General features: G+C 57.7%; 25 protein-coding genes. 12 read left to right on the forward strand and 13 right to left on the reverse strand.

Annotated elements, in window-relative coordinates; genetic code table 11:
- Window positions 1-80: 80 nt before the first annotated feature.
- Entirely contained in the window at window positions 81-1,163 is a 1,083-nt protein-coding gene (locus R3D51_18140) for an AraC family transcriptional regulator (protein MEZ5901404.1), read from the forward strand.
- A gap of 181 nt (window positions 1,164-1,344) precedes the next feature.
- Here the strand turns inward: R3D51_18140 and R3D51_18145 are convergent, their stop codons facing one another.
- Window positions 1,345-2,316: a hypothetical protein gene (locus R3D51_18145; GenBank protein MEZ5901405.1), complete on the reverse strand. Its 972-nt coding sequence runs from the start codon at window positions 2,314-2,316 to the stop codon at window positions 1,345-1,347.
- Between the two features lie 350 nt (window positions 2,317-2,666).
- Between R3D51_18145 and R3D51_18150 the strand changes: the two genes are divergently transcribed.
- Together R3D51_18150 and R3D51_18155 are read left to right on the forward strand one after the other, a co-directional pair.
- The gene (locus tag R3D51_18150) at window positions 2,667-3,626 is read left to right on the forward strand and encodes a transporter (GenBank protein MEZ5901406.1); all 960 of its coding nucleotides are present in this window, start codon (window positions 2,667-2,669) and stop codon (window positions 3,624-3,626) included.
- Window positions 3,627-3,997: 371 nt separating this feature from the next.
- Window positions 3,998-6,340 carry a multiheme c-type cytochrome gene (locus tag R3D51_18155; protein MEZ5901407.1) on the forward strand — a complete coding sequence of 781 codons (2,343 nt, stop codon included), beginning with the start codon at window positions 3,998-4,000 and terminating at the stop codon, window positions 6,338-6,340.
- A gap of 25 nt (window positions 6,341-6,365) precedes the next feature.
- Here the strand turns inward: R3D51_18155 and R3D51_18160 are convergent, their stop codons facing one another.
- From R3D51_18160 to R3D51_18170, 3 genes are all read right to left on the reverse strand, one after another.
- Entirely contained in the window at window positions 6,366-7,115 is a 750-nt protein-coding gene (locus R3D51_18160) for a Crp/Fnr family transcriptional regulator (GenBank protein MEZ5901408.1), read from the reverse strand.
- Window positions 7,116-7,406: 291 nt separating this feature from the next.
- Window positions 7,407-7,793, reverse strand: coding sequence for a RidA family protein (locus R3D51_18165; protein MEZ5901409.1), 387 nt, complete (start codon window positions 7,791-7,793; stop codon window positions 7,407-7,409).
- Between the two features lie 33 nt (window positions 7,794-7,826).
- Window positions 7,827-9,191 (reverse strand): FAD-binding oxidoreductase, encoded by a 1,365-nt coding sequence (locus R3D51_18170; GenBank protein ID MEZ5901410.1) that lies wholly within the window; start codon window positions 9,189-9,191, stop codon window positions 7,827-7,829.
- Between the two features lie 145 nt (window positions 9,192-9,336).
- On the opposite strand from R3D51_18170, the gene R3D51_18175 reads away from it, so the two are divergent.
- Complete coding sequence (locus R3D51_18175; protein MEZ5901411.1) at window positions 9,337-10,665, forward strand: FMN-binding glutamate synthase family protein; 1,329 nt, start codon at window positions 9,337-9,339, stop codon at window positions 10,663-10,665.
- A gap of 55 nt (window positions 10,666-10,720) precedes the next feature.
- Here the strand turns inward: R3D51_18175 and R3D51_18180 are convergent, their stop codons facing one another.
- Entirely contained in the window at window positions 10,721-11,359 is a 639-nt protein-coding gene (locus tag R3D51_18180) for an XRE family transcriptional regulator (GenBank protein MEZ5901412.1), read from the reverse strand.
- Between the two features lie 224 nt (window positions 11,360-11,583).
- Here R3D51_18180 and R3D51_18185 point away from each other — a divergent pair, with 224 nt between their 5' ends.
- Window positions 11,584-13,338 carry an APC family permease gene (locus R3D51_18185; GenBank protein ID MEZ5901413.1) on the forward strand — a complete coding sequence of 585 codons (1,755 nt, stop codon included), beginning with the start codon at window positions 11,584-11,586 and terminating at the stop codon, window positions 13,336-13,338.
- 102 nt (window positions 13,339-13,440) lie between these two features.
- On the opposite strand, the gene R3D51_18190 is transcribed toward R3D51_18185, so the two are convergent.
- On the reverse strand, window positions 13,441-14,688 hold the full coding sequence (locus tag R3D51_18190) for a porin (protein ID MEZ5901414.1): 1,248 nt from the start codon (window positions 14,686-14,688) through the stop codon (window positions 13,441-13,443).
- 631 nt (window positions 14,689-15,319) lie between these two features.
- On the opposite strand from R3D51_18190, the gene R3D51_18195 reads away from it, so the two are divergent.
- Complete coding sequence (locus R3D51_18195; GenBank protein MEZ5901415.1) at window positions 15,320-15,724, forward strand: hypothetical protein; 405 nt, start codon at window positions 15,320-15,322, stop codon at window positions 15,722-15,724.
- Window positions 15,725-15,784: 60 nt separating this feature from the next.
- Here the strand turns inward: R3D51_18195 and yidD are convergent, their stop codons facing one another.
- Together yidD and R3D51_18205 are read right to left on the reverse strand one after the other, a co-directional pair.
- Entirely contained in the window at window positions 15,785-16,123 is a 339-nt protein-coding gene (yidD, locus tag R3D51_18200; GenBank protein MEZ5901416.1) for a membrane protein insertion efficiency factor YidD, read from the reverse strand.
- Between the two features lie 25 nt (window positions 16,124-16,148).
- On the reverse strand, window positions 16,149-16,607 hold the full coding sequence (locus tag R3D51_18205) for an iron-sulfur cluster assembly scaffold protein (GenBank protein ID MEZ5901417.1): 459 nt from the start codon (window positions 16,605-16,607) through the stop codon (window positions 16,149-16,151).
- Between the two features lie 212 nt (window positions 16,608-16,819).
- Between R3D51_18205 and folE the strand changes: the two genes are divergently transcribed.
- The 3 genes from folE to R3D51_18220 all read left to right on the forward strand — a co-directional run bounded on the left by folE (window position 16,820) and on the right by R3D51_18220 (window position 19,170).
- Entirely contained in the window at window positions 16,820-17,449 is a 630-nt protein-coding gene (folE, locus tag R3D51_18210) for a GTP cyclohydrolase I (GenBank protein ID MEZ5901418.1), read from the forward strand.
- Window positions 17,450-17,487: 38 nt separating this feature from the next.
- Window positions 17,488-17,952, forward strand: a complete 465-nt coding sequence (gene hisI, locus R3D51_18215; protein MEZ5901419.1) for a phosphoribosyl-AMP cyclohydrolase — start codon at window positions 17,488-17,490, stop codon at window positions 17,950-17,952.
- Window positions 17,953-18,177: 225 nt separating this feature from the next.
- Window positions 18,178-19,170 carry a patatin-like phospholipase family protein gene (locus R3D51_18220; protein MEZ5901420.1) on the forward strand — a complete coding sequence of 331 codons (993 nt, stop codon included), beginning with the start codon at window positions 18,178-18,180 and terminating at the stop codon, window positions 19,168-19,170.
- On the opposite strand, the gene R3D51_18225 is transcribed toward R3D51_18220, so the two are convergent.
- Together R3D51_18225 and R3D51_18230 are read right to left on the reverse strand one after the other, a co-directional pair.
- The gene (locus R3D51_18225) at window positions 19,152-19,583 is read right to left on the reverse strand and encodes a CBS domain-containing protein (protein MEZ5901421.1); all 432 of its coding nucleotides are present in this window, start codon (window positions 19,581-19,583) and stop codon (window positions 19,152-19,154) included. The genes R3D51_18220 and R3D51_18225 overlap by 19 nt on opposite strands.
- Before the next feature lie 125 nt (window positions 19,584-19,708).
- Window positions 19,709-20,449, reverse strand: a complete 741-nt coding sequence (locus R3D51_18230) for a rhomboid family intramembrane serine protease (protein MEZ5901422.1) — start codon at window positions 20,447-20,449, stop codon at window positions 19,709-19,711.
- Between the two features lie 246 nt (window positions 20,450-20,695).
- Here R3D51_18230 and R3D51_18235 point away from each other — a divergent pair, with 246 nt between their 5' ends.
- The 3 genes from R3D51_18235 to R3D51_18245 all read left to right on the forward strand — a co-directional run bounded on the left by R3D51_18235 (window position 20,696) and on the right by R3D51_18245 (window position 22,996).
- Window positions 20,696-21,334 carry a PAS domain-containing protein gene (locus R3D51_18235; protein ID MEZ5901423.1) on the forward strand — a complete coding sequence of 213 codons (639 nt, stop codon included), beginning with the start codon at window positions 20,696-20,698 and terminating at the stop codon, window positions 21,332-21,334.
- Between the two features lie 179 nt (window positions 21,335-21,513).
- Window positions 21,514-22,146 (forward strand): PilZ domain-containing protein, encoded by a 633-nt coding sequence (locus R3D51_18240; protein ID MEZ5901424.1) that lies wholly within the window; start codon window positions 21,514-21,516, stop codon window positions 22,144-22,146.
- A 289-nt stretch (window positions 22,147-22,435) separates the two neighbouring features.
- The gene (locus R3D51_18245) at window positions 22,436-22,996 is read left to right on the forward strand and encodes a transglutaminase-like cysteine peptidase (protein MEZ5901425.1); all 561 of its coding nucleotides are present in this window, start codon (window positions 22,436-22,438) and stop codon (window positions 22,994-22,996) included.
- Between the two features lie 199 nt (window positions 22,997-23,195).
- On the opposite strand, the gene R3D51_18250 is transcribed toward R3D51_18245, so the two are convergent.
- From R3D51_18250 to cysE, 3 genes are read right to left on the reverse strand one after another with little or no spacing between them, the layout of a single operon-like run.
- Complete coding sequence (locus R3D51_18250) at window positions 23,196-23,729, reverse strand: gamma carbonic anhydrase family protein (GenBank protein ID MEZ5901426.1); 534 nt, start codon at window positions 23,727-23,729, stop codon at window positions 23,196-23,198.
- Between the two features lie 35 nt (window positions 23,730-23,764).
- The gene (locus tag R3D51_18255; GenBank protein ID MEZ5901427.1) at window positions 23,765-23,980 is read right to left on the reverse strand and encodes a DUF3126 family protein; all 216 of its coding nucleotides are present in this window, start codon (window positions 23,978-23,980) and stop codon (window positions 23,765-23,767) included.
- Between the two features lie 58 nt (window positions 23,981-24,038).
- Window positions 24,039-24,890: a serine O-acetyltransferase gene (cysE, locus tag R3D51_18260; protein ID MEZ5901428.1), complete on the reverse strand. Its 852-nt coding sequence runs from the start codon at window positions 24,888-24,890 to the stop codon at window positions 24,039-24,041.
- Between the last annotated feature and the right edge of the window lie 183 nt (window positions 24,891-25,073).

The raw sequence follows: 25,073 nt of genomic DNA on the forward strand, positions 1-25,073 counted from the left end.
AGTACTCTTGCAGATCCGGACAGATTACGCAGGCCATGTCACACTATATGCGACTACGCCCAAGCAACGGTCGAAGACCGTTGGTTAAAGCGAACAAGGAGAATGCGCACTTCCTCAGCCTGAGCGGCGCTGGAGAAATCAGTGTTGGTCCGGTCATGGCCCTACCGGCCGTGCTTGCCGAATTTGGGGTCGATCCGCGGCGCACTCTGGCAGCTGCCGGCATCAAGCCACAGGTGTTCGATCATCCTGCAAACCGAATGCCGCTGACCGATATGGGACGTCTACTGGACCTTTGCGTTGAGGAGACCCGCTGCGACCACTTTGGATTGCTGCTAGGGGTTCGCTTCGACATGCGAGGTTTCGGTCCGCTCGGATACCTACTGCAAAACTCGGCGACGGTCGGCGACGCAGTCCGTATGCTCGTCAAAAACTTGCATTGGCATGATCGAGGTGCGGTGCCCGTCTTCTTCGCCCCTAGCCCGTCAAAGGTGACACTGGGCTATTCCGTTTATAATCACGAAACGAAGGCCATTCCGCAAATCTATGATACCGCCATCATGATCGGCTTTTGCATCATGCGTGAGCTATGTGGCCCCGACTGGAAACCGGCACACGTGCAACTCGCCTATCGCAAGCCTGCTCAAGCTGGGCCCCATCGCCAATACTTCCGATCGCCCGTGCGTTTCGACGCCGAGATTTCCGGGATCGTTTTCGAAGCCTCGGACCTTCAACGGCCGGTCGCCGGAGCGGACCCAATCCTTTACAGATTGGTCGCCAAAGCTCTGGCCGATGAAATGCCCCAGTTCAGGAGCTTCAGCGATGAGGTGCGGGAGGTGCTCTATCAGCTGGTCCTGAGCGGAACGTGCTCGGCGGATGCCGTCGCGCACCTGTTTGGTCTCCATGAACGCACACTTCGACGTCGCCTTGAGGACGAAGGCAGCCGGCTGCACGTATTGATCAAACAAGCGCGCTGTGAGCTTGCCCAGCAGATGCTCGAAAACACTGAACGCTCCGTTGCCTCGATAGCAGCTTCTCTGGGCTACAATGATGCGAATGCTTTCTCGCGGGCATTTCACACCTGGGCAGGCGTCAGCCCAAAGGCATGGCGTTCCAGCTATGGCAGGAAGCCACAATTAGCGAGAACAAAAATGGGACGCCTATGATCAAACGCGATGACCTGCGCAGCCCATTTTCGCAACGCTTGGGGTGTGAGGATCGGTCAAAAGGTATCCTTGAAAGATAGACCTTCTGCCAGATCCCCACCTAATGTTTTGCCTGATCGGCGACTGAGGCCGATCAGCGAGAGGCCCACATCGATACTTCGGCCGTCCACCCCACGCCCTCTCAATCGTCGTAGTGACAGAGTTCTTCCGCGCTCCACACCTGGCCCTTTGGACACTTCGGCTTGGAGGGCTTGGCTGGTGGACTGGATGACTCTCTCAGGACGCATTTTCCGTGGCGCGCTTCGTAGCCAGGACCGCAATAACCGACGGATTCCTTCTTCGTCATGCATTTGCCTTCGACGCGGATTTGTCCGGACCGGCAAGACCCCGATTTGGTTTTCTTAGATGATTTCTTTTCGTTGGAAGATTTCTTTTTACTGGAAGACTTTTGCGACGACGCATCCTCATACGCCTCTTCAGAGCCGACCGCGAAAATCTGTGGGCCTGGGTTTGGTTGTGCGATTGCAATGCAATGGCCGTCAGCGTCACTCACAATCCAAGGTTGCGTAACGAACGTTTCGACAGCGGCCTCGCGGTCCTGCTTTATCTCTGCGAGAAGCTGATCTTTTCCATCTCCGTCGATCCAGAAAACCTGGATTGGATCGTCGCCGTAGTTGATGAAGCGAATACGAGCTGGTTCTGTAGAGTTCTCAGACCGCGCAGCCGACCGCGACCGGCACGGCAGCTTGGCAGCCACCGGAAGATCCTTGATGGACGACGGCTTGGGTGCCAAAGCAATGCGCCCAACCGATGGGCGCATCATCTTAGGCACCTCTTGTGTAGGAGCCTGCTCGGCTGAAGTGCGGCTTTCGCTTGAGCTCGCGCCCCCATCCTTGAGCTTCTTGACATACGCCCGCGCCAAGTCGGCGTAAAAGCCCGTTGAGTGGTTGGAAATAAATGCTTCCCAAGCGTCGATTGTACCGAGTTCCTTAGCAGCCTCGAAAGCTTGCTTCTCGGCGTCATCAGCTTCGGCAATTCGAAGTTGTTGTTCCCCCTCCAATGCCTGAGCTGGGTCCACACCTAACGCAAAGAACGCTAGTGGGCTCGTCGCAACACTTGCAAAAGCAACGCCCGCTGCACAAAAAATTCGCATAACAACTCCTTGAAAGAAAACCAGCCACGAGCCGTCTGTCGAACGACGTGGCCGAGCTTAACGCTATAGAGACTGTTGGGACAAGGAAGGATGTCCAGCATGTCCCTGAAGAGAGGCCCGTTTTTGCATTCCGAAAACTGGTGATCCACCCAACTTAAAGGTGCGCGAGACTGATTGGTTGAGCGGCTTCGTCCGTTCGTTGACCAGTTCGGCTAAGCGGCCTGCGCTCAACTGGGGGCATCGGGGGCGGCGATCGTGGCGGTGGAGACACAGCTATCCATCCGCTGCCAGTGTAATCTTAACGGAAAATTATGAGTCTATTCCTTGGGGCAGCTGCATTGGAACCCTCCATGAAGAGAGCACTGGCATTTTTGAGTTTGGGAATTCTGGCTCAATTTCCCTGCCATGATGCCCAAGCAGCGGAAGGCGCGGCTGGTTTCTATCTCCTAGGTTCAAAAACCAGCATGGCGGGCTACTTGCCGCCGCCGGGCACATACGTCTCAGATTACAACTATTTCTACACGGGCAGCGCCAACGCCGAACTCGAATACGCCGGTCTGACGCTGTCGGGCGGAATCGATGCCGACGTCTACTATAATGTCCCGATGGTCACTTGGGTTGCGCCGGAAAAGGTCTTCGGAGGCAACGCGGCCTTCACGGCAATGGCGCCGATTGGTTGGAAGGATGTCTCCGCGGGCGCTATCCTCTCGGGTCCCGGGGGAAATGCGATCAGCACGAATGTTGGAGATGAGGACGCCGCCTTTGGCGACCCCGTTCTTGGAGCGACTTTAGGCTGGCATGAAGGTAACTGGCATTGGAATATCGGCACGTTGCTCAACGTCCCCATCGGATTCTGGGAAAAGGGGAATTTGGCCAACATTGGTTTCAATCGCTGGGCCGTCGACGTAACGGGTGCCGCAACCTATCTCAATCCAACAACTGGATTGGAAGTGTCGGGTGCTTTGGGCTTCACCTTCAATGGTGAGAACCACACGACCGACTACAAGACCGGCACAGAGTTTCACCTTGAAGGTGCCGTCGTCCAGAACCTTTCCAAGACGTTCGGGATTGGTATCAACGGCTACTTTTACGATCAGGTTTCAGGCGACAGCGGAGCTGGCGCTCGCCTCGGTCCGTTCGAAGGCCGCGTGGCCGCCCTTGGCCCTGTCGTCAATTGGACTTTCCAGCTCGGGAAAATTCCCGTCTCAACGAGCTGGCGATACTTCCACGAGTTCGACGCGAAGAACCGCCTCGAGGGTGATGCCGGTTATATCAACCTGACCATGCCACTATCGGTGGCTGGTCAGTAGTCGGACTTGATCCGCGAGAACGAGTTTCAAAAGCTAAAGGCCGCAGATTGCTGCGGCCTTTTCTTTTCGTCGGCTATTGTAAATTGTCACGAGCCTCCATAGGGCCCTCCACGTCGTCTATATGAAGCCAGACTGGACGGTCATTTACTCCGAAAAGAAGTAGATTATGGCAGCCGTTGTTCGAATGCTGTCGTGAGGGTTAGCTTGACAGGCAACCGGATTGGGCTTCCGAGCTAATGGATTTAAGATGGGTTTGGTCATGAAACTGAGCAAGCAGTAAGGCCTCATCCTGAAATTGTCACTTGAGGGCAGACCAGGCATTGCCCCATACCGGAAGCGCCGGTCCGAGACCTTCTAGACAGATGGCATTCATGAATTTCAAACGCTCGTTGTCACTGCCCGTTGTGCTGCAAATCGCATTCTGTGTTGTGATCTCCGTCGCAGCCGGGCTTTGGGCCGGGCCAAGCAACTCGGAAGAACGACCGCAGACCACAGTGCCGGATCAGGCAGAGTTTGTGGGATCGGCGGCTTGTGCGCAGTGCCACACGAGCGAGCATGAGCAATGGACCGGCTCCCAGCATGCACATGCGATGCAGGAGGCGAACGAACGGACCGTTCTTGGAAAATTCGACGGAACGACATTCACAGAGGATGGCGTGGTCTCGACCTTCTTCAAGAAGGATGGCGCCTATTGGATCAACACCGACGGACCAGACGGCAAACTCGCCGATTTCAAAGTCCGCTATACGTTCGGCGTTGCCCCGCTTCAGCAGTATCTTATCGAAATTCCGGGCGGACGCCTTCAGGCCTTCGGGGTGGCATGGGACTCGCGCCCGCAGAGCGAGGGCGGACAGCGCTGGTACCATCTTTATCCGGGCAGTAAGCTCAAGGCGGGCCATCCGTTGCACTGGACCGGCATCGATCAAAACTGGAACTACCAATGCGCCTGGTGTCATTCGACGAACCTGAAGAAGAACTTCAACCCTGCGACCAACGAATTCAAAACGTCCTGGTCGGAGATTCATGTCGGCTGTGAGGCCTGCCACGGCCCGGGTTCGAAGCATTTGGCTTGGGCCAAGACATCTGATCAATCCAAAGATCCTGACATGGGGCTCTATCCTGAGTTCAACGAGCGCCATGGAGTGACTTGGTCCGTGAATGCGGACAGCAAGCCGGTGCGTTCGACTCCGCGAACAACAAGCATCGAAATCAAGGCTTGCGCCAGCTGCCATGCGCGGCGCGGACAATACGACGATGATCCGCACGCCGTTGCAGGGCTATACGACGCCTTCCGCCCCTCTTTGTTGGACACCGGCCTCTATTATGTTGATGGCCAGCAGCGTGACGAAGTCTATAACTTCGCGTCCTTCCTTCAGAGCAAGATGTATGCAGCAGGCGTAACCTGCTCCGATTGCCATAATCCCCACACCGGAAAGATACGCGCTGAAGGCAACGCAGTCTGTGCCCAATGCCATACGCCCGAGCGTTACGACACGCCAGAACATCACCATCATACGCCCAAGTCGGACGGGGCTCAGTGCGCCTCATGTCATATGCCGACGACAACCTACATGGGTGTCGATCCGCGCCGCGATCACTCCATTCGCATTCCGCGTCCCGACCGAACGACGCTTCTGGGTACGCCGAACGCTTGCAACCAATGTCATAAGGACAAATCCGCGTCCTGGGCCAGCGAGGCGATCAAGACTTGGTATCCCAAACCCATTCCAGGCGCGCAGGATTTTGCCGAAGCCTTCAGTCGCGCTGATTTGGCTGCGCCCGGTGCACAAATCGCGCTTTCGCGCATTGCAACGAACGCGTCTGAATCTGCGATCGCTCGGGCCAGCGCGCTTGCAAGATTGGGCCGCTTTCCTTCGCGCGAGACCATGGCCATCGCGGCTCAGTCCCTAAAGAGTGACGATGTTCTTGTGAAAGCCGCTGCGATTTCGATCATCGCGACCGCCGATGCGGAAACCCGCGTTGCGCTGCTCGTTCCGCTTTTGAATGACAAAGCCCGGCTCGTTCGCATGGATGCGGCCCGTGCATTAGTCGGCCAACCCGAAGCCTCCTTGCCCGCGGACGCTCGTCAGGCATTTACGGCGGCTATTGAAGACTACGTTGCAGCCCAGAACTTCAATGCGGAACGGCCAGAGTCCCACGTCAATCTAGGAACGCTCTACCGCGATCAGGGCAAGATGGAGGACGCCAAGGCCCAATTGGAAAAGGCCAACAGCATCGATCCGACCTTCGTGGCGGGATCGCTCGCGCTGGCTGACCTTGTGCGCGCCGGCGGCGATGAAGAAAAATCAGAAAAGATTTTGCGCGACGCGTTGGTCCTCAATCCAGACGCAGGCGCCGTGCAATACGCTTTGGGCTTAAGTCTCGTCAGACAGAAGCGGACCGAGGAAGGCGTCAATTGGCTGCGCAAGGCTGCCGAAAGCACACCTCAGGACCCGCACATCGCTTACGTTCTCGGCGTAGCTTTGCACGACACGGGCAAGCAGGCGGAAGCGATCACTGTCTTGAAAAACGCGCTTTCACGACATCCCTATGACCGCGAAATTCTCATAGGCCTAGCCTCATACGAGATCGAGCGGAAAGACTATTCGTCTGCTCTCACCTACGCCAACACCCTTGCAGAGCTGGAGCCCGACAGTCAGGAAGTCGGCAATATGGTCACTTGGTTACGCAAGCAAATTCCGGGGCCCAACTAGCGTACCAGCAGCCGCTCTAAGAGCCTTATGTCGCGTCGGACGGATCGGGGTAGACCCCAGCCAGCACAGTCTCGAAGTGGGCTTTGACACTCTCATTGCATTGGCACGCACGCGCACGCAGTTCCGCCTCGTTGCGTACGGTCAGACACCCGCGAGACGTCTCCAGGATGTTGTCGGCTTTGAGTGTTTGAATGACCCGGCTGACGTAGCTCCGTCCCACGCCCATCAACGAGGCGAGTTCGTCATGCGTCAGTGGCACGATGTGGTTGCCGGCCCGGTCCATTGCCGCAAGGATCCACTTCGCCGTGCGCTGCTCAATGGAGTGGATTGCGTTGCAGGCGGTCGCTTGAAACATCTGCGCCAACAAGCAATCTGCATAGCGTGAAAATAGCCGCTTGAAGGAGACAGACTTTTCCTTTGCAGCCTGGACGGCGCTAATAGGTGCGCGCAGAACCGGTCCGCCAAATTTCACTGTGATCATGCAATAAGCCGGCAGATGTCCTGAGCTTACGATGCCGCCAACGGCACCTTCCCTCCCCACCAACACCGTCTCGACCTCCCGACCGTCAACGCTGGTGACGAGGTACGAGATCAGGGTCGGACCGCACGGAAAATACACCTGCCCAATATTGTCTCCTGCGCGGTACAAGAGGTCTCCGGCCTTCCTGTTCTCCTCCACAAGACTGGACTGGATCAGCCGATAATCATCCTCTCGCAGGGCGCGCAGAAGATTGTTCTGATTAAGTATGCTGTCTTGGTCGATAGTTAACGACATCCACAATCCCCGATGACCTCACGCAGCACTAGCGCCTTTCAGAGATCTTTTGAAGCCAGACCGTGTCGCAGCGAACGGAAATCAGGCTGCTCGTTGTGTTCAACCCGGTGGACGGCCTGTATGGTTGGGGATTCCTGTTCCAGAGCTTTGCTTTTCGCGCAAAGAAGCTGTTGCCTGCAAAGCCGAGCCCCGAAAATCGATAAGTTTTGTTAGGTCTGGCGGCCGGTGCGGATATCAGGGCGTCGTGCCCCGCCACCCGCTGTTGTCTCCGCACTGTGATAAATGCGAAATCTAGATCTTGGCGTAGGCCTCGATTTCGACTTTCTGCCATGGCCGAAGCATCGACGTCACCTGAACAAGGGTGCTTGCCGGCCGGACTTTATCGAACATCTCAAGGTGGGCGCGGGCTACCTCTTCCGCATCGTTGATGTCGCGCAAATACACGACCGTGCGCACAACGTCGGCCGGTTTGGCACCCGCTTCTCCAAGCGCCTTTTCGATGATGGTAAGCGCCGCGCGGGCTTGAGTGTAGGCGTCGCTCTTCTCATGTCCGGCCGGCGCACAAGTCCCCGACACGTGGACATCATCACCAGCTCGAACGGCGCGCGAATATCCGAAGATCGATTCATACGCACCACCTGAAGAGATATTTGTTCGGCTCGTCGTCATTGTCGCCATTCTTGGTCGCTCCCTAACTGTCCTCAATTGATTTTAAAACTTTGCCGCATCCCGGATGCGGTACCAGGTCTCAACGATTGGAACGGCCTGTTCTGCGACGGGATGAACAGGAAACGCCGGAAAGATCAGATCGTCGAAAGCTGTTCGGCCATCGCGATCGCCGAGAACTTGCAGCGCAATCTTGTGCCCAAAGTAGGTAGCGCGCGAGACGCCGGTGCCGCAGTAGCCCAGGGCGTAATGGACGCCAGATGCGGCGCGACCCAAATGGGGAACTTCATCGAAGGTGTAGCCGATGCGTCCGTCCCAGGCATGGGTGATCGCGGCGCTCGCAAGATCTGGAAAGACTGCGATCATATCCGCGACCAGGTGCCGGAATGCTCTCAGCGACGTGTTGGGTGCAATACGCCCTGCCCGCCCGCCCCACACTATGCGGCGCTCGTTCGGTGCGCCGCGGAAGTAATAGAAGACGCGGTTGGTGTTTCCGTACACGCGATCTTTCGGAAGCAACTTGTTGTATAGCGACTCCGGGATCGGCTCGGTCGCGATCAAACCTGACTTGATGGATACGATCCGTCGCTTCAAGGCCGGAACCAAACCATCGGTATACCCGTTCGTCGCGATAATGACGTGACGTGCGATGATGTCACCACGTGTGGTTCGCACGCGAAAGCCGTCACCGTCCTTGTCAATTGCAAGAGCGCCCGCCTGTCCCGCAATGGCGCCGCCCTTCTCGCGGATGCGCGCCATCAATCCGGCATGGTACATCGCTGGCTGTAAGCTCGCGTCGTTTGGCAGAACCGAGCCTCCGAAAAACATATCAGAACCAAGCTCACCGGCCTGCTCTTGGCGTGGCACCATGAAGCTTTCTACGCCGGCAATGGCTTTCAGGTCTTCCATGTCGCGCGCCATCGCATCGTAGTGTTCGGGGCGGATGGCGGCGCGAAACCTTCCACACCGGCGGAAGTGGCAGTCGAGCTTTTCTCCGGCGATCAGCTCTTCGATGTAGTCGAGCATCCGGGTGCCTTCGCGCAGCATGGCGGCGGCCTTGTCATGACCGCGAAGCTCGATAAGTCGCTTGACGCGGAATTTCTGATTGCCGCTACCGATCTGGCCGCCGTTGCGCGTCGACGCGCCGAAGCCCGGTGTCTCACTGTCGATGACGATCGCGTCCACGCCCTTGTTGCGCAGCGTCAGCGCGGCAGACAGACCTGTAAAGCCGGAGCCCACGATGACGACATCGCTCTTGGTCGGCAACGCGGACAAGCCGGATGACGGCTCTCGCGGCGCAGCCTCCCACCAGTAGGGATGAAACTTGACGCCGCCATGCACGCGGACCCTTCCCACAGCAATTTCACCCGCAGTGGGCAGCGCCGCCTGAGTGGCACTTTTGTCTTGCATTTGTTGACGTCTCCATGAGCCGAAGCGGCTCCCTCGCGCATGACTAGGCGGTGCATCTTGGGCTTTCACTAGATACAAACAACTTGCATATGGTGCAAGTTGTTTGTATGACTTCATGCAGCACCGATAATGTGGACGACGACTGATGACCTACCAAAACCCACCGACCACACCTCGCCACTCCCACACGTTCGACGATTATACGCTTTCTGAAATTCGTCGCGCAGCAAGCACAGGCATTTACGACATTCGTGGCGGCGGCACGAAGCGGCGTGTTCCAAACTTCGACGATCTGGTTATGTTGGGTGCCTCCATGTCGCGATATCCCCTTGAAGGTTATCGTGAGAAGTGCGGGACCGACGTGACGCTGGGAACGCGCTTTGCAAAGAAGCCCATCAAGTTGGCTATCCCCATTACGATCGCGGGCATGAGCTTTGGGTCATTGTCCGCCAATGCGAAAGAAGCCCTAGGGCGTGGCGCCACTCTTTCCGGAACCTCGACCACCACCGGCGATGGCGGCATGACGCCGGAGGAACGCGGGCAATCGAAAACGCTCGTGTATCAGTATCTGCCCTCCCGCTACGGGATGAACCCCGACGATCTGCGAAAGGCGGACGCCATCGAGATCGTCATCGGACAGGGAGCCAAACCCGGCGGCGGCGGCATGCTGCTTGGACAGAAGATCTCAGACCGCGTCGCGGAGATGCGCCAGCTTCCCAAAGGCATCGATCAGCGTTCCGCCTGCCGGCATCCGGACTGGACCGGCGCAGACGATCTGGAAATCAAGATCAGCGAGCTGCGCGAAATCACCGACTGGGAGAAGCCCATCTATCTGAAGGTCGGCGCAAGCCGTCCCTACTACGATACTATGCTGGCGGTAAAATCCGGTGCCGACGTTATCGTTCTCGATGGCATGCAAGGGGGGACGGCTGCGACGCAAGAAGTCTTCATCGAGCACGTTGGCATTCCACTGCTGTGTGCGATCCGCCCTGCCGTTCAAGCGTTGCAGGATATGGGAATGCACCGCAAGGTTCAGCTTATTGTCTCAGGCGGCATTCGCACTGGCGCCGACGTCGCCAAGGCTTTGGCGATGGGAGCCGATGCGGTGGCGGTCGGCACGGCCGCGCTTGTAGCGCTCGGCGACAACGATCCGAAGTGGGAGAAGGAATATCACGAACTCGGCACCAAGCCGGGGGCTTATGACGACTGGCACGAAGGCAAGGATCCTGCCGGCATCACCACGCAAACGCCGGAACTTATAAAGCGGCTCGATCCGGTTAGCGCCGGACGGCGACTCGCCAATTACCTAAAAGTGATGACGCTCGAAGCTCAGACCCTTGCACGGGCCTGCGGCAAGAACCATCTCCACAACTTGGAGCCGGAAGATCTGGCCGCGCTCACGATCGAAGCCGCGGCGATGGCTCGCGTGCCATTAGCCGGCACGAACTGGATCCCCGGCGCGGGGGGTATGTAGTCCGCGCACTTTTCCACGTCTCTTCCCCTACTTAGCCGGTGGCTCGCGCTACCGGCTATTTTTCTGGGTACATGATAATGGCAAGGAACTTCGCGCGCTCGTCGAGCATACGTTCCGGTCCATGCACAACGTCGCCCGAGAAGGTGAAGGCATCACCCGGTTCCAGAATATAGGTCTTGTCGCCAAACCGATATTCCACGCGCCCCTGGAGCACGTAGATGAATTCGACCCCCGGATGCGCAAAACGCGGCCATGATTGGCTCTTGCGATCCATCTCGATCAAAAACGGCTCGAAGATCTTGCGCGGTCCGCGATCATAGGAAAGCAACCGGTATGTATGGCCATGCTTCGTGCCGACCCGCACAACCTCCATCTGGTCGGCTTTCTTTAAGAGCTGAGCAGATCCCTCTTTCTGCTCCGTCTCCCGGAAAATGTCCGAAAGATTGACACCCAGCGCGTGGCAAAGACGCTCAAGAGAATCGAGCGACGCCGTAGCCATGCCGTTTTCTACCCGGCTGAGCATGGCGCTCGACATCCCGGCACCCGCGCTGAGTTCTGCCAGCGTAAGGTTCGCCGCCGAACGCAGATGTTTGATGACCTCGCCGATGCGTTTCTCAAGCGGAACTTCAGCCTTGTCGTGAGTAACCGGCGCTTTTGAAGTACCCGCACGCGGGCCCGCCTTCGAATGTTTCATCGGCTCTGTGCTCATGAGGATTGGTTCTAGTTGCCGGGCTCACAGGAATGCTTACAGGAATTGCTACAAGCGCGCGAAGTATTCGTGCAGTGCAGCAACGATTTTACGCTTACTGAAACACCACTCCTGTGCAAACTATTTGCATCACACGCAATCATGCGTCAGGATGCCTCGCATTGAAACGGAGGCGGTTCGATCTCCGGAAGGGAGCACAGGAGTGACCAATGGTTGATATTGCGAACATCCCGCAAGGGGGGGTGCAGTCGACAAGTGAAGAAATCGGCGGGCTGCACAGAACAATTGATTGGAAAGGCGCGTTCTGGATCGCCAGCGGAGTACCGGCGCTTGTTTTGATTTCGATTGGCGGACTGGGCGCCACCGTCGGCAAGCTTGCCTTTGCCGTTTGGACGATTTCCGTCGTCATGGGTTTGTTCCAAGCTTATAGCTACGCAGAAATTGCTGGCCTCTTTAAAAACAAATCGGGTGGCGCTGCAGTCTACGGTGCGGCGGCCTGGCTGCGATACAGCAAGCTCATCGCGCCTCTGTCGGTGTGGTGCAACTGGTATGCTTGGACGCCGGTTCTTTCGCTCGGCTGCGCTATTGCGGCTGGCTACATCTTAAATGCCATTGCCCCAATTCCGGCCTTCCATACCGACTCGCCTGAAGTGGTCGCGTGGTTGCACAGCGCCGCCAACGCTGCGGCTATCGATGGAAAGACGGCTGAAGAAGCAGCTAAGATCGCAGTCGGTGCAGTGACGACTGCGGCCACCCCTGCGCTGCGCACGATGACGTTGGCGAGTTTCTCGTTCTTCGGCCTTGCAAACATCGAGATCGGACCGACCTTTTTCATCGGCGCGGCCTTGATGCTCATTGCATTTTCTATTCAGCACCGCGGTATTCTCGGCACCGCGCGGGTGCAAATGTGGATCGGGCTGTTCGTCATCGTGCCGATGCTGATCGTCGGCGTCGTCCCGTTCTTCAACGGTGGCGTCAACTACGCGAACTACACGCCTTTCGTACCGCCAACCGGTGAGTGGAACAACGCAGGCTGGACCTTCTTCTTCGGCGGCCTGTTCATCGCGGGTTGGTCCACCTATGCCTTTGAGACCGCTGTTTGCTACACGCGCGAATTCAAAAATCCTGCTTCCGATACCAAGAAGGCCATCATTTCTGCCGGCCTGCTTTGTGTCGTCATATATTCTTTGGTTGCAACGACCTTTCAGGGCTTTCTTGGTCTCGATGGCATGACGGCTCCAGGCATCGTCGACGGAACCGGTGTTGCGGCTGCTATGGGTAACATGGTGGGCGGCGGCTCGCAGATCGTCACGCACCTTCTTGAGATGATGATGATCCTGGCGCTTATCCTCGCGATCATGATGGCGATGGCCGGCTCGTCACGCACACTCTACCAAGGCGGCGTCGACGGATGGCTGCCAAAGTATTTGGCCCATACCAACGAACATGGCGCTCCTACCCGCGCAATGTGGACCGACCTCGTGTTCAACTTAGGATTGCTCACGTTCGCGGCTTCGGATGCAACGGCCTACTATCTCATCTTGTCGATCTCGAACGTCGGATACATGATCTTCATCTTCCTCAATCTTCAATCGACATGGATCCATCGGATCGACAGCCCTGACATTCCGCGTCCTTATCGCGCTCCAACTTGGCTCATTGCCTTCAACGCCCTCCTCGGCTTCTTCAATCTCTTCTTGATGGGAGTTGGCGCCAAGGTTTGGGGTAACCCGAATGCGTTGTGGTACGGCTTGGCCTTTGGCGCACTGATTATCCCAGTCTTCCTCTTTCGGCATTATGTGCAGGACAAGGGACGCTTTCCGGATCACATGCTGATCGATCTGGATCTCAAGAGCCAAGATCTTGGAGCGCGCCGCGCAGGCTTCCTGCCTTATGCGGCTCTGCTGGTTGGCGTCGCGATTACACTGTTTGGTCACTACTACTTCCAGCTCCCCCCGGCCTAAAGCTGCCCACAAAGAACAAAAAAGCCGGAGCCCATGGGCTTCGGCTTTTCGCATCTCTCGGCCAAGGCGGACAAAACTCGCCGTACTCCGGTGAGACCTCCCTCAGAAATTGATCTTGGCGCCTGTAATGACCATGTCGAAGGCGTCAAAATTAGTCGTAATAGCCCCGGTCGTCGCGTCACCATCGGAGTGGCGATAGAGCGCGTACATTACCATGCTGGCGTTTTCGATCTCCTGTGCGACGCCGGCTGCCCAGAAGTCGAGGTTTGAAGAGTCGGCAGCCTTGCTCAATCCGACATCGTCATGGCGGTACTCGACGAAGACGTTGGTCTTGCCAAGCTCAAACCACTTTCGCTCGATGCCTCCCTGGAGGTACCAAGTGTCGGACTTGTCGTTGGCCACTTGGCCAGGTTTGAGATCGATACGGTTCACGCCGTAGCCGCCGAAGAGAAAGACGCCGCTCGGCTTATGGCGGAGCAACGCGCCAGTGCCCCACCACTGGCAGTCCCCGTTCCCCATCGTGCACGGACCACCATTGACACCTGGGTCCGTGCTCTCACCATATCCAACGGATGCATCAAGTCTGAAATCGCCAAACTCCCCGCTATAGCGCAGAGCCGTGTCCCACTGGTCGTCCTCCCCCCAAGCGGCCGAGGCCGTAAAACCGGCAAACGTGGGAGTGTCGTAGCGGACGGTGTTGCGCAGTCCGTCCTGACCGGGCGTCCCGTTGTTGAAGCCTCCCATGAAATCTGTCCATTTCGCCCCAAGCACGCCATTTGAACGCGTGCGGAAGTTGCCAAGCGCGACGCCGGCCGCCTCATAGTCGGAAACGTTTCGCGTAAGAAGGTTATCAAGGTTGTCGATGAGGTGGTAAGTGGCTGTATCGAACCGCCCCATCGCGAGCCTACCGAGCTGCTTGCTCTTGACGTACCAAGCCGACTTGCGAACCGCCATCTTGCTGTCGCCGGCATTGTCCTGATCGAATGACTTTGAGCCAGCCCCATTAGCACCGATCTCAAGAACGTAGCCCGCAGACCAGTCAGCCGTAATTTTGGCGTCACCCGATACGCGAAAGCGGCTTTGCTCAAGCTCATTGGTGCCGACATAAGCATTGCGTTCGGTGCCATCGTCCCAGAAGAAGACCGCTTCATTCACCCAGCCCGAAACCGTGAGGCTCACCTTACGATTACCCTTGCGTGCCGTGGTCGCCTCAAGTTCGGCGATGCGCTCTTCAAGATCGGCGCAACAATCGCCGCCCAGATCGGCAGCCAATATCGGCGCAGGCGAAATCATTAGCGACATCGCCCCAACCGCTACCGCGAACATACGTCCAACAAAGCCCCCGGACATCGACTAAAATCCCCCGAAAGTTGCAGCCCCTGCCGATTCTACCTATGATAGCATTTCGACCTCTGAAACTCAATTTCGATCAGCATCGAAACGATCACTCGCTATTCGATATAGCCTAATGGAAATATGGCGTTCTGCAACGAAGAGATTCTTCTATTCTTTGTTCTTGTGCTGCGCAAAGAGCGCCCAGCGGCTCAGCGATTTGTCAGATGTCCTCCGCACGAGACTGAAAGTTGAAATCGGGAATTGAGGCGATTAAGGCCTAAGCGCGCACGATCCGCTTCCTCGGCGGACTTCGAGCCAGCGGGAACAGCTAGTTCGTGGAGCTCTTCCGAGATGGCCGCCAAAGAAGCCCGGCGCCTGACATCTAAAGGGGCAAGAGGATCGGGCCATCTGGTGCGTTTCCTCGATGACAAGGGTTCGGTTATCGCTGAGATGGTCACCGGCAAACAAAGCAATGACGCCGTGACGGCAGCCACGACACGACCCTACGTGCGCCGGCCCGGCGAGGATCAGACGTGGCTTGCGAACCGCACTATCAAAGCACCTGTCGCGATGAGAGATTGGGCAAAGACCAAGATTGTCGATTGGATGCCACCAACTATCAAGTCGGCGCAGATCGAGGTCGCAGGTGATCCCGCCTACGACATCATCCCTACCCGACAAGAAAACGCTCATGTTGAGCGAAATTCCCTCCGGCACGAAACTCAAATACGTCAACAGCGTCGACGATATTATCGAAGCCGCGAGCTTGATCGAATTCAAGACGGTGCGCAAAGCAGGCACCGGCAAGAGCTACCCGCGGGTTGGCAAGGTAACGTTAGAGAACGACAAGAACCTCAAGGTTGCGATCGAGTACTTCTCCGACGGCACAACGGCTTTTGTGACGATAACGCCGGCGGGCACAGGCGAAGGCCAGAAAGCGGCAAGCGAACTCGCGTCGCGCACGCAGGGCTGGGAGTTCGAAGTGCCCCATGAGGAAGTTTCAGGCGCGCTTCACAAAAGGGCAGACCTTCTAGAAGATGCTTCTTCTTGAAGTGATCGTCTCAGAACAAGCACGGGACCGTCGAAGTACACTGCGTCGGCGGTCCATTTTCTATTCGCAGCACTTCTTCTGGGCACCTGTATCTTCCGGATCATATACCTGCCGCCAACGCCCATAGCGCCAAGGCGCGAAGGGGTGGTGGATGGAACGGATGTCGGGCGCGGAGTCAACGCCATGAGTGCCGCCGGGGCCGCACCGAGCCAAGCGCGAGAGCATCAACCAAAAACCGCGCCACGCACCGTTGGTTTCGATCGCATCGAGCGCATACTGCGAACAGCTCGGCCAATGCCGGCAGTGGTGACCCGCCAGCGGCTTCAGTGTCCAACGATACAGATGGATCGGTGCCTTCAGCACCGTTTTGGAGATCCGCCCGGTCAATCCTTCGACCATGCCTGTCCTTCGACCGATACGAAACTCAGAGCGCTTTGGCTGTGGCTGTTGATTTTGCCCCGGCCTCATCGAGCGCGCGCTCGACTGCATCGAAGACGAGCAGCGTGGAAGCGTGTCGGGCGCGATAATTTCGCACTGGCTCCAGCGACCCCAAATCCGCCCAGCGTCCTGTGGGGGGCGGGCCATTCTCCTTCAGCATAGCGCGCATCTGAGCTGCGATGACATGGAGTTCTTCAGGCGTAGAGCCCACGATCTCTCGCGCTACCACCGCTGCGGCGGCCTGCCCGAGCAGGCACGCTTTCACGGTTTGTCCGTAGTCAGAAACCTTTCCGTTCGCCATCTTAAGATCGACGGTTACGGTCGAGCCGCACAGTTTGGAATGGGCGGTGGCTGTTGCATCCGGCGCTTCCAGGCGCGTGCCCCGCGTCGAGGCGCCCGCCAGTTCTATCAGCTTCGTGTTGTAGATCTCGTCCAGCTCGGCCATGGGCTCTTTCAGCAGTTTCTGGCAGCCGCTCCGCCCCCCGTTAACCGAAGGTGAAAATCCGGCGACCGAGGGTGATCAGCACTTTTTTGGTGTCGTTCAAATCGACCCAGGTTCCTATATAAGGGTTGTATCGGGCGAGCGCGAGGCCGCGATTATTCGCATATTGCCCCAGGATCCGTTCCGACAAAGCCTTTGGACACCCACAAAGCCCCATGAAGAAGTCGTCGACCGCCGCCCCAATCATTGAAAAGCTGCCGCCGCGCCGCCCTACCCGCGCTCAGGCCGAAGAGGCCGTGAGCACGCTTCTGGCCTGGGCCGGAGACGACCCCGCGCGAGCCGGTTTGCTTCAGACGCCGCAGCGGGTGGTTGATGCCTATGGCGAGTATTTCTCAGGCTATGGCTCGGATGCCCTGGCGGAGCTGTCGGCCACTTTTGAAGACGTGACCGGCTACGACGACATCGTCATGCTGAAAGACATTCCGTTCGAAAGCCACTGTGAGCACCACGTCGCGCCGTTCCGAGGTATTGCTCACGTAGCCTACCTCCCCAATCGGCGCATCGTCGGCTTATCAAAGCTCGCCCGAGTTGTGGAGATCTATGCCCGTCGCCTTCAGACCCAGGAAGCGTTGACCAGCGAAATCGCTCAAGCGCTGATGGACGGGCTTGGGGCTCGCGGCGTGGGAGTGATGATGCTTGCAGAGCATGATTGCATGTCCATGCGGGGCGTGCGCCAGCGCGGAACCAAGACGATTACATCACGCTTCATGGGCTGCCTGGAAGCGGACGAGGCCTGGCGCAATCGCTTCTTTGCGATGCTGCAGACCTCGGGCAACGAGACTTGAAGCAACACTGGCTTTTCCCGACGGTTGAAAAATCCACGATGACATCAAATTCAGTACAGCGGTTCGCACCGCGCGGCGATGTGAACGAGATTGAACAGGGCAAGTCATTCAGCCCCAAATTCGACGATGCCGGTCTGATCAGCGCTATCGTCACCGACCAAGATAGCGGCAACGTGCTCATGTTCGCGTACATGAATGAGCAAAGCCTGCGCGAGACGTTGTCTACAGGTTACGCGCATTTTTGGAGCCGCTCACGGGGGAAACTTTGGAAGAAGGGCGAGGACAGCGGAAACCTGCTGCGCGTCGTGGAAATCCGCACCGATTGCGACCAGGACGTCTTGTGGGTAATCGCGAAAGTGGAAGGCGAAGGCGTTGCGTGCCACACCGGCGCTCAAAGCTGTTTCTACCGGCGACTGATGCTCTCGCCGGCTGACGCCGTATCAAGCGCGGGAGGCGCCCTCACCCTGGAACATGCTGCGCTGCCGCGTAAGTGCAGTCCGTGATCTCCGAGACGTGAATGGCGTAAACCCTACTGAAACACGCCGTCTTCACCCATGTCTTAACTATCGGTAGCTTCTTTACGGTAGTCTGGCCTTAACGCGATTCGTATTATGGTCTTAATTCTGTTGTGAGCCCCTTGCCGTTGGCGGCACCGAGGCATGGCATGGTCCCTGCGCATCCTGAGTTGCAGGCAAGACATGCTCAAGAGCCAAGGAGTGGAAGAAGCAATGGCCGGTTTGAAGATTGGCTTGGCACTTGGTGGCGGCGCTGCACGAGGTTGGGCGCATATCGGTGTACTCAAGGCCTTGTCGCAAGCCGGGATCAAGCCAGACATCATCGCAGGCACATCAATCGGCGCGGTGGTCGGAGGTTGTTTTGCTGCCGGGCACTTGGAAGATCTGGAAGGTTTCGCGCGCGAACTCACGCCGCGCCGCATCTTCGGCTATCTCGATTTCAACCTCGCAGGTAACGGCCTGATTGGCGGGCAACGTCTGTGCGATCGGCTTGATCGCCACCTCGGCGATCGTCGCATCGAAGAGTTGGAGACGCGCTTCACAGCCGTTGCGACCGAAATCGGCACTGGGCACGAGCACTGGCTCTCGCGTGGCAAGCTGGTCGAGGCTGTGCGCGCCTCCTACGCGCTTCCTGGCATTTTCAAGCCCGTGCGCATCAACGGCCGCTGGTTGTTTGACGGCGCGCTCGTCAATCCGATTCCGGTTTCAGTCTGCCGGGCATTGGGTGCGCGCTACGTCATCGCGGTAAATTTGAACTTCGATATTCTCGGCAGAGGCAGCGTTCTGCATTCGGGAGAAGTCGACTACGGTTCAGACGAAGAAGCCGGGCTTGATGCAATCGAAACAACAACCACGCCTGCGCGGGGCATGAAAGCGCTTCTACAGCGCCAGATTCTTGGCAGAGGCGACGGCGCTCCGGGCATTTCCACCGTCATGGTCGATGCATTCAACATCGTGCAGGATCGCATCGCGCGATCGCGCCTTGCTGGCGATCCGCCCGACGCCATGATCTCACCGCGCCTTCAGGATTTCGGACTGTTTGATTTTCACCGGGCAAACGATCTGATCGAGTGCGGCCAAGTCGCGGCGGCGCGTCAGATCGAGGACATCGTGCGCGAAGTTGAAGCGCGCAGCAACCGGCGCGGGGCTGTCAACACAGCCCAGCGCCCTGTTCTTACCGCGAGCGGTCAGCCTGTAGCGAAGTAACCGCGCATTGCCGACACTTCAAGTTCCACTTCAGCGATGTGATGCTTCACGATATCGCCGATTGAAACAATGCCGATGAGCCGACCGTCCTCCACGACGGGAAGATGGCGGAAACGACCATTAGTCATCATTTCCATGATCTCATCGACCGGCGTTGTCTCGCCGCATACAATAACATTGCGCGTCATCACTTCGGAAACCGGCACCGTCAACGCGTCTACGCCTTTCTGAGCGATGACGCGGATGAGATCGCGTTCGGAAATAATTCCCGCGACCGCGCCGCCACCACCCACGATGACGATCGCACCGATCTTCTTTTGAGCAAGACGATTGGCGATTTCCTGAACCGTCTCCTCCGGGCGCGCCGTCGCCACGTTGCGCCCCTTTACCTTTAAAATGTTTGCAATGATCAACAGCGCCTCCATGTCGTCGATTCTATCGACGCGCGACTTAAGTCATCGGTACCCCGTGCTCCGGACTCTTTGTGATCCGGTTGCGTAATAATGGTGCTGTAAAAATTACATGGGAGCAAGCCAATTTATGCGACGTTTGTCGGATACTCCGCATGCGTTGGTGAACCTCGCTGCGGCGCAATATCAAACCAACCAAAGGTCAATAGACCAAAAAAATAGCCGCCCAAATGCGCTTCCCACGCAATCGTTCCGACACTTGAGAACGAACCAAAGCCGATCATGGCTAGCAGGTTGAGGGCAACGAAGGCTGTCGTCGCTGCGATTGCACGGCGGTCGCGCAAGGTCGCGCCGAGCGGCATCAGCGGGATGGCAGCAGGATTTTTGCTCAAAAGCCAACCCTCCCTGCTGTCGAGAGCGGGAAACAAAAAGCGCATCACCGCGCCCATGAGCCCTGCAATCGCCCCGGAAGCCCCAATCACAGGCGCCATGAGGCCGACGTGCAGCGCGAGAAATAAAAGCGCCCCGGCAAATCCGCAGCAAAGCGTGAAGATGACGAACCGCCACCCTCCGATCCGGCGACAGATCACCGATCCGAAAGCCAGAAGCCACGCACCGTTAATTCCTAAGTGCACCTTGTCTGCATGAACAAACATATGGCTAACGAAGGACGTGACCGACGCGACGTCGCCTCCGGGAATTTCGTTCGCGAGGCCTGAATAGCGCGCTGGAATGAATGCGAGCGCCACCAGCCACCACAGCGCATCATCTTCGTTAAGGCTGAGCCGCGCCAGATGCACCGCAATCATGATGCCGAGCAGAACGACAACAGCGAAAGGCACGTTAAAGATGGGCTGGCGTTGCGACACGGATTTCGTTCCTCGCTCTTGGTTTCAAATCTGCCCCCCTGAGCCACGCGAGGATCACGCCAGTGTCCCGACCCTGCCAGCAGGACCATTGGCTCCGCCGAGAGCTTGGTTTCCCGTCCAGGCGGATTGGCACGATCGATGCTCTTTGATCTGGAACAAGAGCAGGCGGTGTCCCCAAGTGTCCCTCATTGACACACGAAAGGGAGTTTCGCCGACGAACAAATAACAATCCGGCGTGCGTGTAAAATGAAAGAAGCGGTCTCTCATCAGCTCTATGGTTATTGGAACGCTATGCGGGGCGATCGCCTCGCGCCCAAGCGCTTCGAGATAGAGCCGTCCCAACTCGCCAAGATCCTCCCCGACACCTTCATTATGGAACGTATCAATCCCGAGACGGTCCGGTTCCGGCTGGCGGGAACCAGGATTTGCGAGGCCTTTGCGACCGAGTTCCGCGGAATTAACGTCTTCGACTTGTTCAATTTGGAAGACAAGATCACCATGCAGCGGGAGTTCTCCGTTATCGCCCGCCAGGGTGCCGTAGGGGTGATGGAAATTGCCGGCAGCACGGACAGCGGAAGAACCACCGGCTTTGAGATCGTCGTCACGCCCTTGATGCATACACGCGACGTCATCGACAGATATCTGGGGTCCATTGCGCCGATCGATCCGCCGGATTGGCTGGGCAGCGAACCCATCACCACCCGCAAACTCATTGCCAACAAACTGATCTGGCCGGACGGCCGCCCTCACGCCGTTATCGACGCCATGGCACGTCAGTCACCGTTCATGCCTCATGTGCGCAACGCCCGTCTTGTGCGCGTCGACCGCCGCCAGTTCCGAGTCTACGACGGCGGCCTCTCCGATCAGCGCGAGGACGACCTCTAGACGGCGGTTGAAGTACCCGCTTCCGTTTGCGGAGTTGTAAGCAGCATTCGGCACTCTTTTCAAAAACGAGGCGGCGTTTAGCCGTTCGTTAAGATCCTGCCCGCCATACTCGTTTTTGAAGGCTCGACTCCCGAATTTCTGATCCGAGAGCCTTCAGGAACCCAGTGGCGGAATTGTTTATGTCTTTAATAACACAAGAACCCCGCGCAGCCGGTCGCCAGCCGGGCAACCCGCGCATCGTTCCTGATTTACGCCGCCACAGACGCGTGCCCGTTGTCCTGAACGGCCGCTTCATGCGCGAGGATCGTCAGGAATATAACTGCCAGGTAAAAGACATCTCCGTCGGCGGCGCTGGCCTCGCCTGCAACGTCCCCGTTGAGATGAACGAGCGCATCATCGCCTATTTCGACCACTTGGGCGGATTGGAAGCCGTGGTCACTCGCGTCTATCGCGATGGCTTTGCCGTTCAGTTCAAGGTCTCCCCCCACAAGCGCGAAAAGCTCGCTGCACAGATTACTTGGCTCATAAACCGGGACGCCTATCCCGACGTTGCTGGCCGCGCTCACGAGCGCTTTGGAACCGGCGGACGCAAGGCGCGTTTGCGCACCAATGAGAACATCACCGTTGATGTGGATGTGCTCGACATATCCGTATCTGGCGCGTCTGTCGGCACGGGCGCCCGCCCGCCGATCGGCTCAACAGTGATGCTTGGAGATTTCAGGGCTGTGGTGCGTCGGCACCATGACCAGGGCTTGGGGCTTCAATTCGAGGAGATGCACGACATCGAGGTTCTGCGGCGAAGTCTTCTATGAGCCGTGGTTGGACAATCCTGTTGTCTAAGAAGCGATGCCAAGAATTCCCCGCCATCTCGCCCAATTAGGGCAATTAAAATTTGAACTAAGGTTAGTTCAAATGCGGGTTCAGTTGTTGAGGCTAAATCGAACTGCGTGGTGTAAAGTCGCATACCGTATCCGAGGGCGTAACATGATGTACGGTCGCGTAAGCGTTGTAATAGCGTTGAGTGCAATGGCGTTCGCTGGGGGTTCCCCCGCGGTGGCGGATGGTTACAAAACCCTTTCGTCAAAGCGGTCTCCGGCCTTCATGCGTATCTACGGGAATGCATCGCCGCCATATGGCTTCGTTCGTTTCTGTGATGGGCATCCAGACGAATGTATTCAGGCGGGTTCTCCAAATGACGTTCGCTATGAGGCGACGCCGGAGCGGCTGAGCGAACTGGATCAGGTCAACCGCCTCGTCAATAAGACGATCGAGCCGGCGACCGACATGGAAATCTACGGCGTCAACGAGCTGTGGACCATTCCCACCACTAGAGGTGACTGTGAGGACTTCGCGCTTTTGAAGCGGCGGATGCTCATGGATCGCGGCTGGCCTGCGGGCGCACTTCTTATGACGGTCGTGCGCGATGAGAAGAATGAAGGTCACGCCATCCTCACCGCCCGCACGACGCAAGGCGACTTCGTCCTCGATAACAAGAACGAGGAAGTGAAGTTGTGGACGCAGACGCCGTATCACTACGTCATGCGCCAGTCCTACATCAATCCGCGCGTGTGGGTGTCTCTGGATCCGTCTGATGCTTCGCAATCGGCTGCGGTTGCTGGTGTCCAGGCAAATCCTGAACCGTTCGAGATGGATCACAACTGAACCAGGCCCTGGGTCTCACCCTGCAATCCCCCCAACCCCTCCCGGGCCTGTTTCCGGGCCGGACGCCCTCCCCCCCGCGTCCGGCCCGGACTGTTTTTTGGGGTCGCTTCAAGCGCATCGCCAGTCTGCCCATGCATGGCTAAACTCATGCGTGGCCGGAATTCGAGCGAGATCAGGATGTCGGCGAGGGGTGGCGTTGTCAGGATGCCGAAGGTTTGAAGCTAGCAGCGTAGCGTTTCCAGTTGGAGACATAACGGGCGGCGCCAGAGGAAAAGCGCTGAGCTTCATCATCGGTCAATGTTCGCACGATCTTACCAGGTGATCCGATGACCATCGATCGGGGAGGAATGACCTTGCCTTCCGGAATGAGGGTGTTTGCGCCGATGACGCACTCCTCACCGATCTGGGCTCCGTTGAGAATAACGGAGCCGATCCCGATGAGGCTTGCCCGTCCAATCGTGCAACCGTGCAGCATGACCATGTGGCCGACGGTGCAGTCGGATCCAATCTGGAGGGGAAATCCCGGATCCGTGTGGAGTACGCAGCCATCCTGGATGTTGGAACGCTCCCCAATCCGGATCGGCTCGTTGTCTCCACGCAAGACCGCGCCAAACCAGACGCTGGCCTCGTCCTCCAACGTGACGTTACCGAGCACGACAGCGTTGGGAGCCACCCAGTAGCGGCCCTCCTCCGGCAATGTCGGGCTTACGCCTCCCAAGTCATATAGTGTCATTACGCACTTCCTCGCATTGGATCTCGGGCGCTGTCTCAGACGCCTTCCAGATCCATGTCGAGGATCGCCATCTGGAGCTGATAAGAGGTCTCGCCATCCTCGACCTCGCGGTACAGGGCGGCCACGAACTCCCCATTGATGAAGACTTCCGCCATGTCATCCTTCTTGGGCTGGGCCTTCACCTCGAGGGTCGTGGCTCCAAAGGTCTTCCGCAAGTAGGTTTGCAGCCGAGCAAGTTCGTCTTTCTTCACGGTTATCTCTCCGTTTTCAGGCGTTTGAATTGTCTGGAATGCCGACAGGAAACGGGGGCTACAGCCCGCCGAAGTCATCGACCCAGGTTTGAGCCATGTTACGCGCAGGCTCTGGACATCCCGCCGTACCGACGATGCGAGCGGGCACGCCGGCCACGGTCGTGTTCGCAGGCACATCGGCAAGCACCACGGAGCCAGCCGCAATGCGCGAGCAGTTACCCACTTTGATGTTGCCGAGAACCTTGGCGCCTGCGCCGATCATCACGTTGTTGCCGATCTTGGGATGGCGGTCACCTGTCTCTTTGCCGCTGCCGCCCAGCGTTACCGCGTGCAAGAACGAGCAATTGTCACCGACCACCGCCGTCTCACCAACGACAAGCCCAGTCGCATGGTCAAGCATGATACCCTTGCCAAAGCGCGCAGCCGGGTGAATGTCGACGCCAAAGATGCGCGACGATTGGCTTTGCAGGTAATAGGAGAAGTCGTACCGGCCGCTCTTCCACAACTCGTGGGCGAAGCGATGCGTCACGAGAGCGTGGAACCCCTTAAAATAGAGGATTGGGTCCAGATAGCGCGTGCAGGCAGGATCGCGGTCGTAGACGGCCGCCAAATCGGCCCGCATGGTCGCCCCAATTTCCGGCTCGGTCTCAAGCACCGTCTGGAACGTCTGGGCAATCAGGCCCGCATCAACATCGGTGTGATTGAGGCGCTGCGCCAGACGGTGGCAGATGGAATCTTCCAGTTTGTTGTGACTGAGCACGGTCGCGAAGATGAAGCTGACGAGCGCGGGCTCCGCCGCCATGGCGTTGCTCGCCTCCTGACGTATCTCCGCCCAGATCGGATCCAGGCTTTGAACGTTGCCATTAACTTTGCCATGGAGCGGACCATGGGCCGGCGATCGCTTACTCACAGACGTCAAATCCTTCGAACGGCCACAGCCTGCGTGCCTGCTTTGGGCCGGCACAGTTCATGGGTTAAACGCACTGAACCCTGAAAGGCCTTGGCATCCGCCAATCGCTTAACACACAGGTTCCTAATACCAGTATAGCAAGTTCGCCCGTACGAGGACACCTGTTGCACCGCATATAATTCA

This window comes from Hyphomicrobiaceae bacterium, assembly GCA_041397645.1.
Lineage (GTDB): Bacteria > Pseudomonadota > Alphaproteobacteria > Rhizobiales > Hyphomicrobiaceae > Hyphomicrobium_B.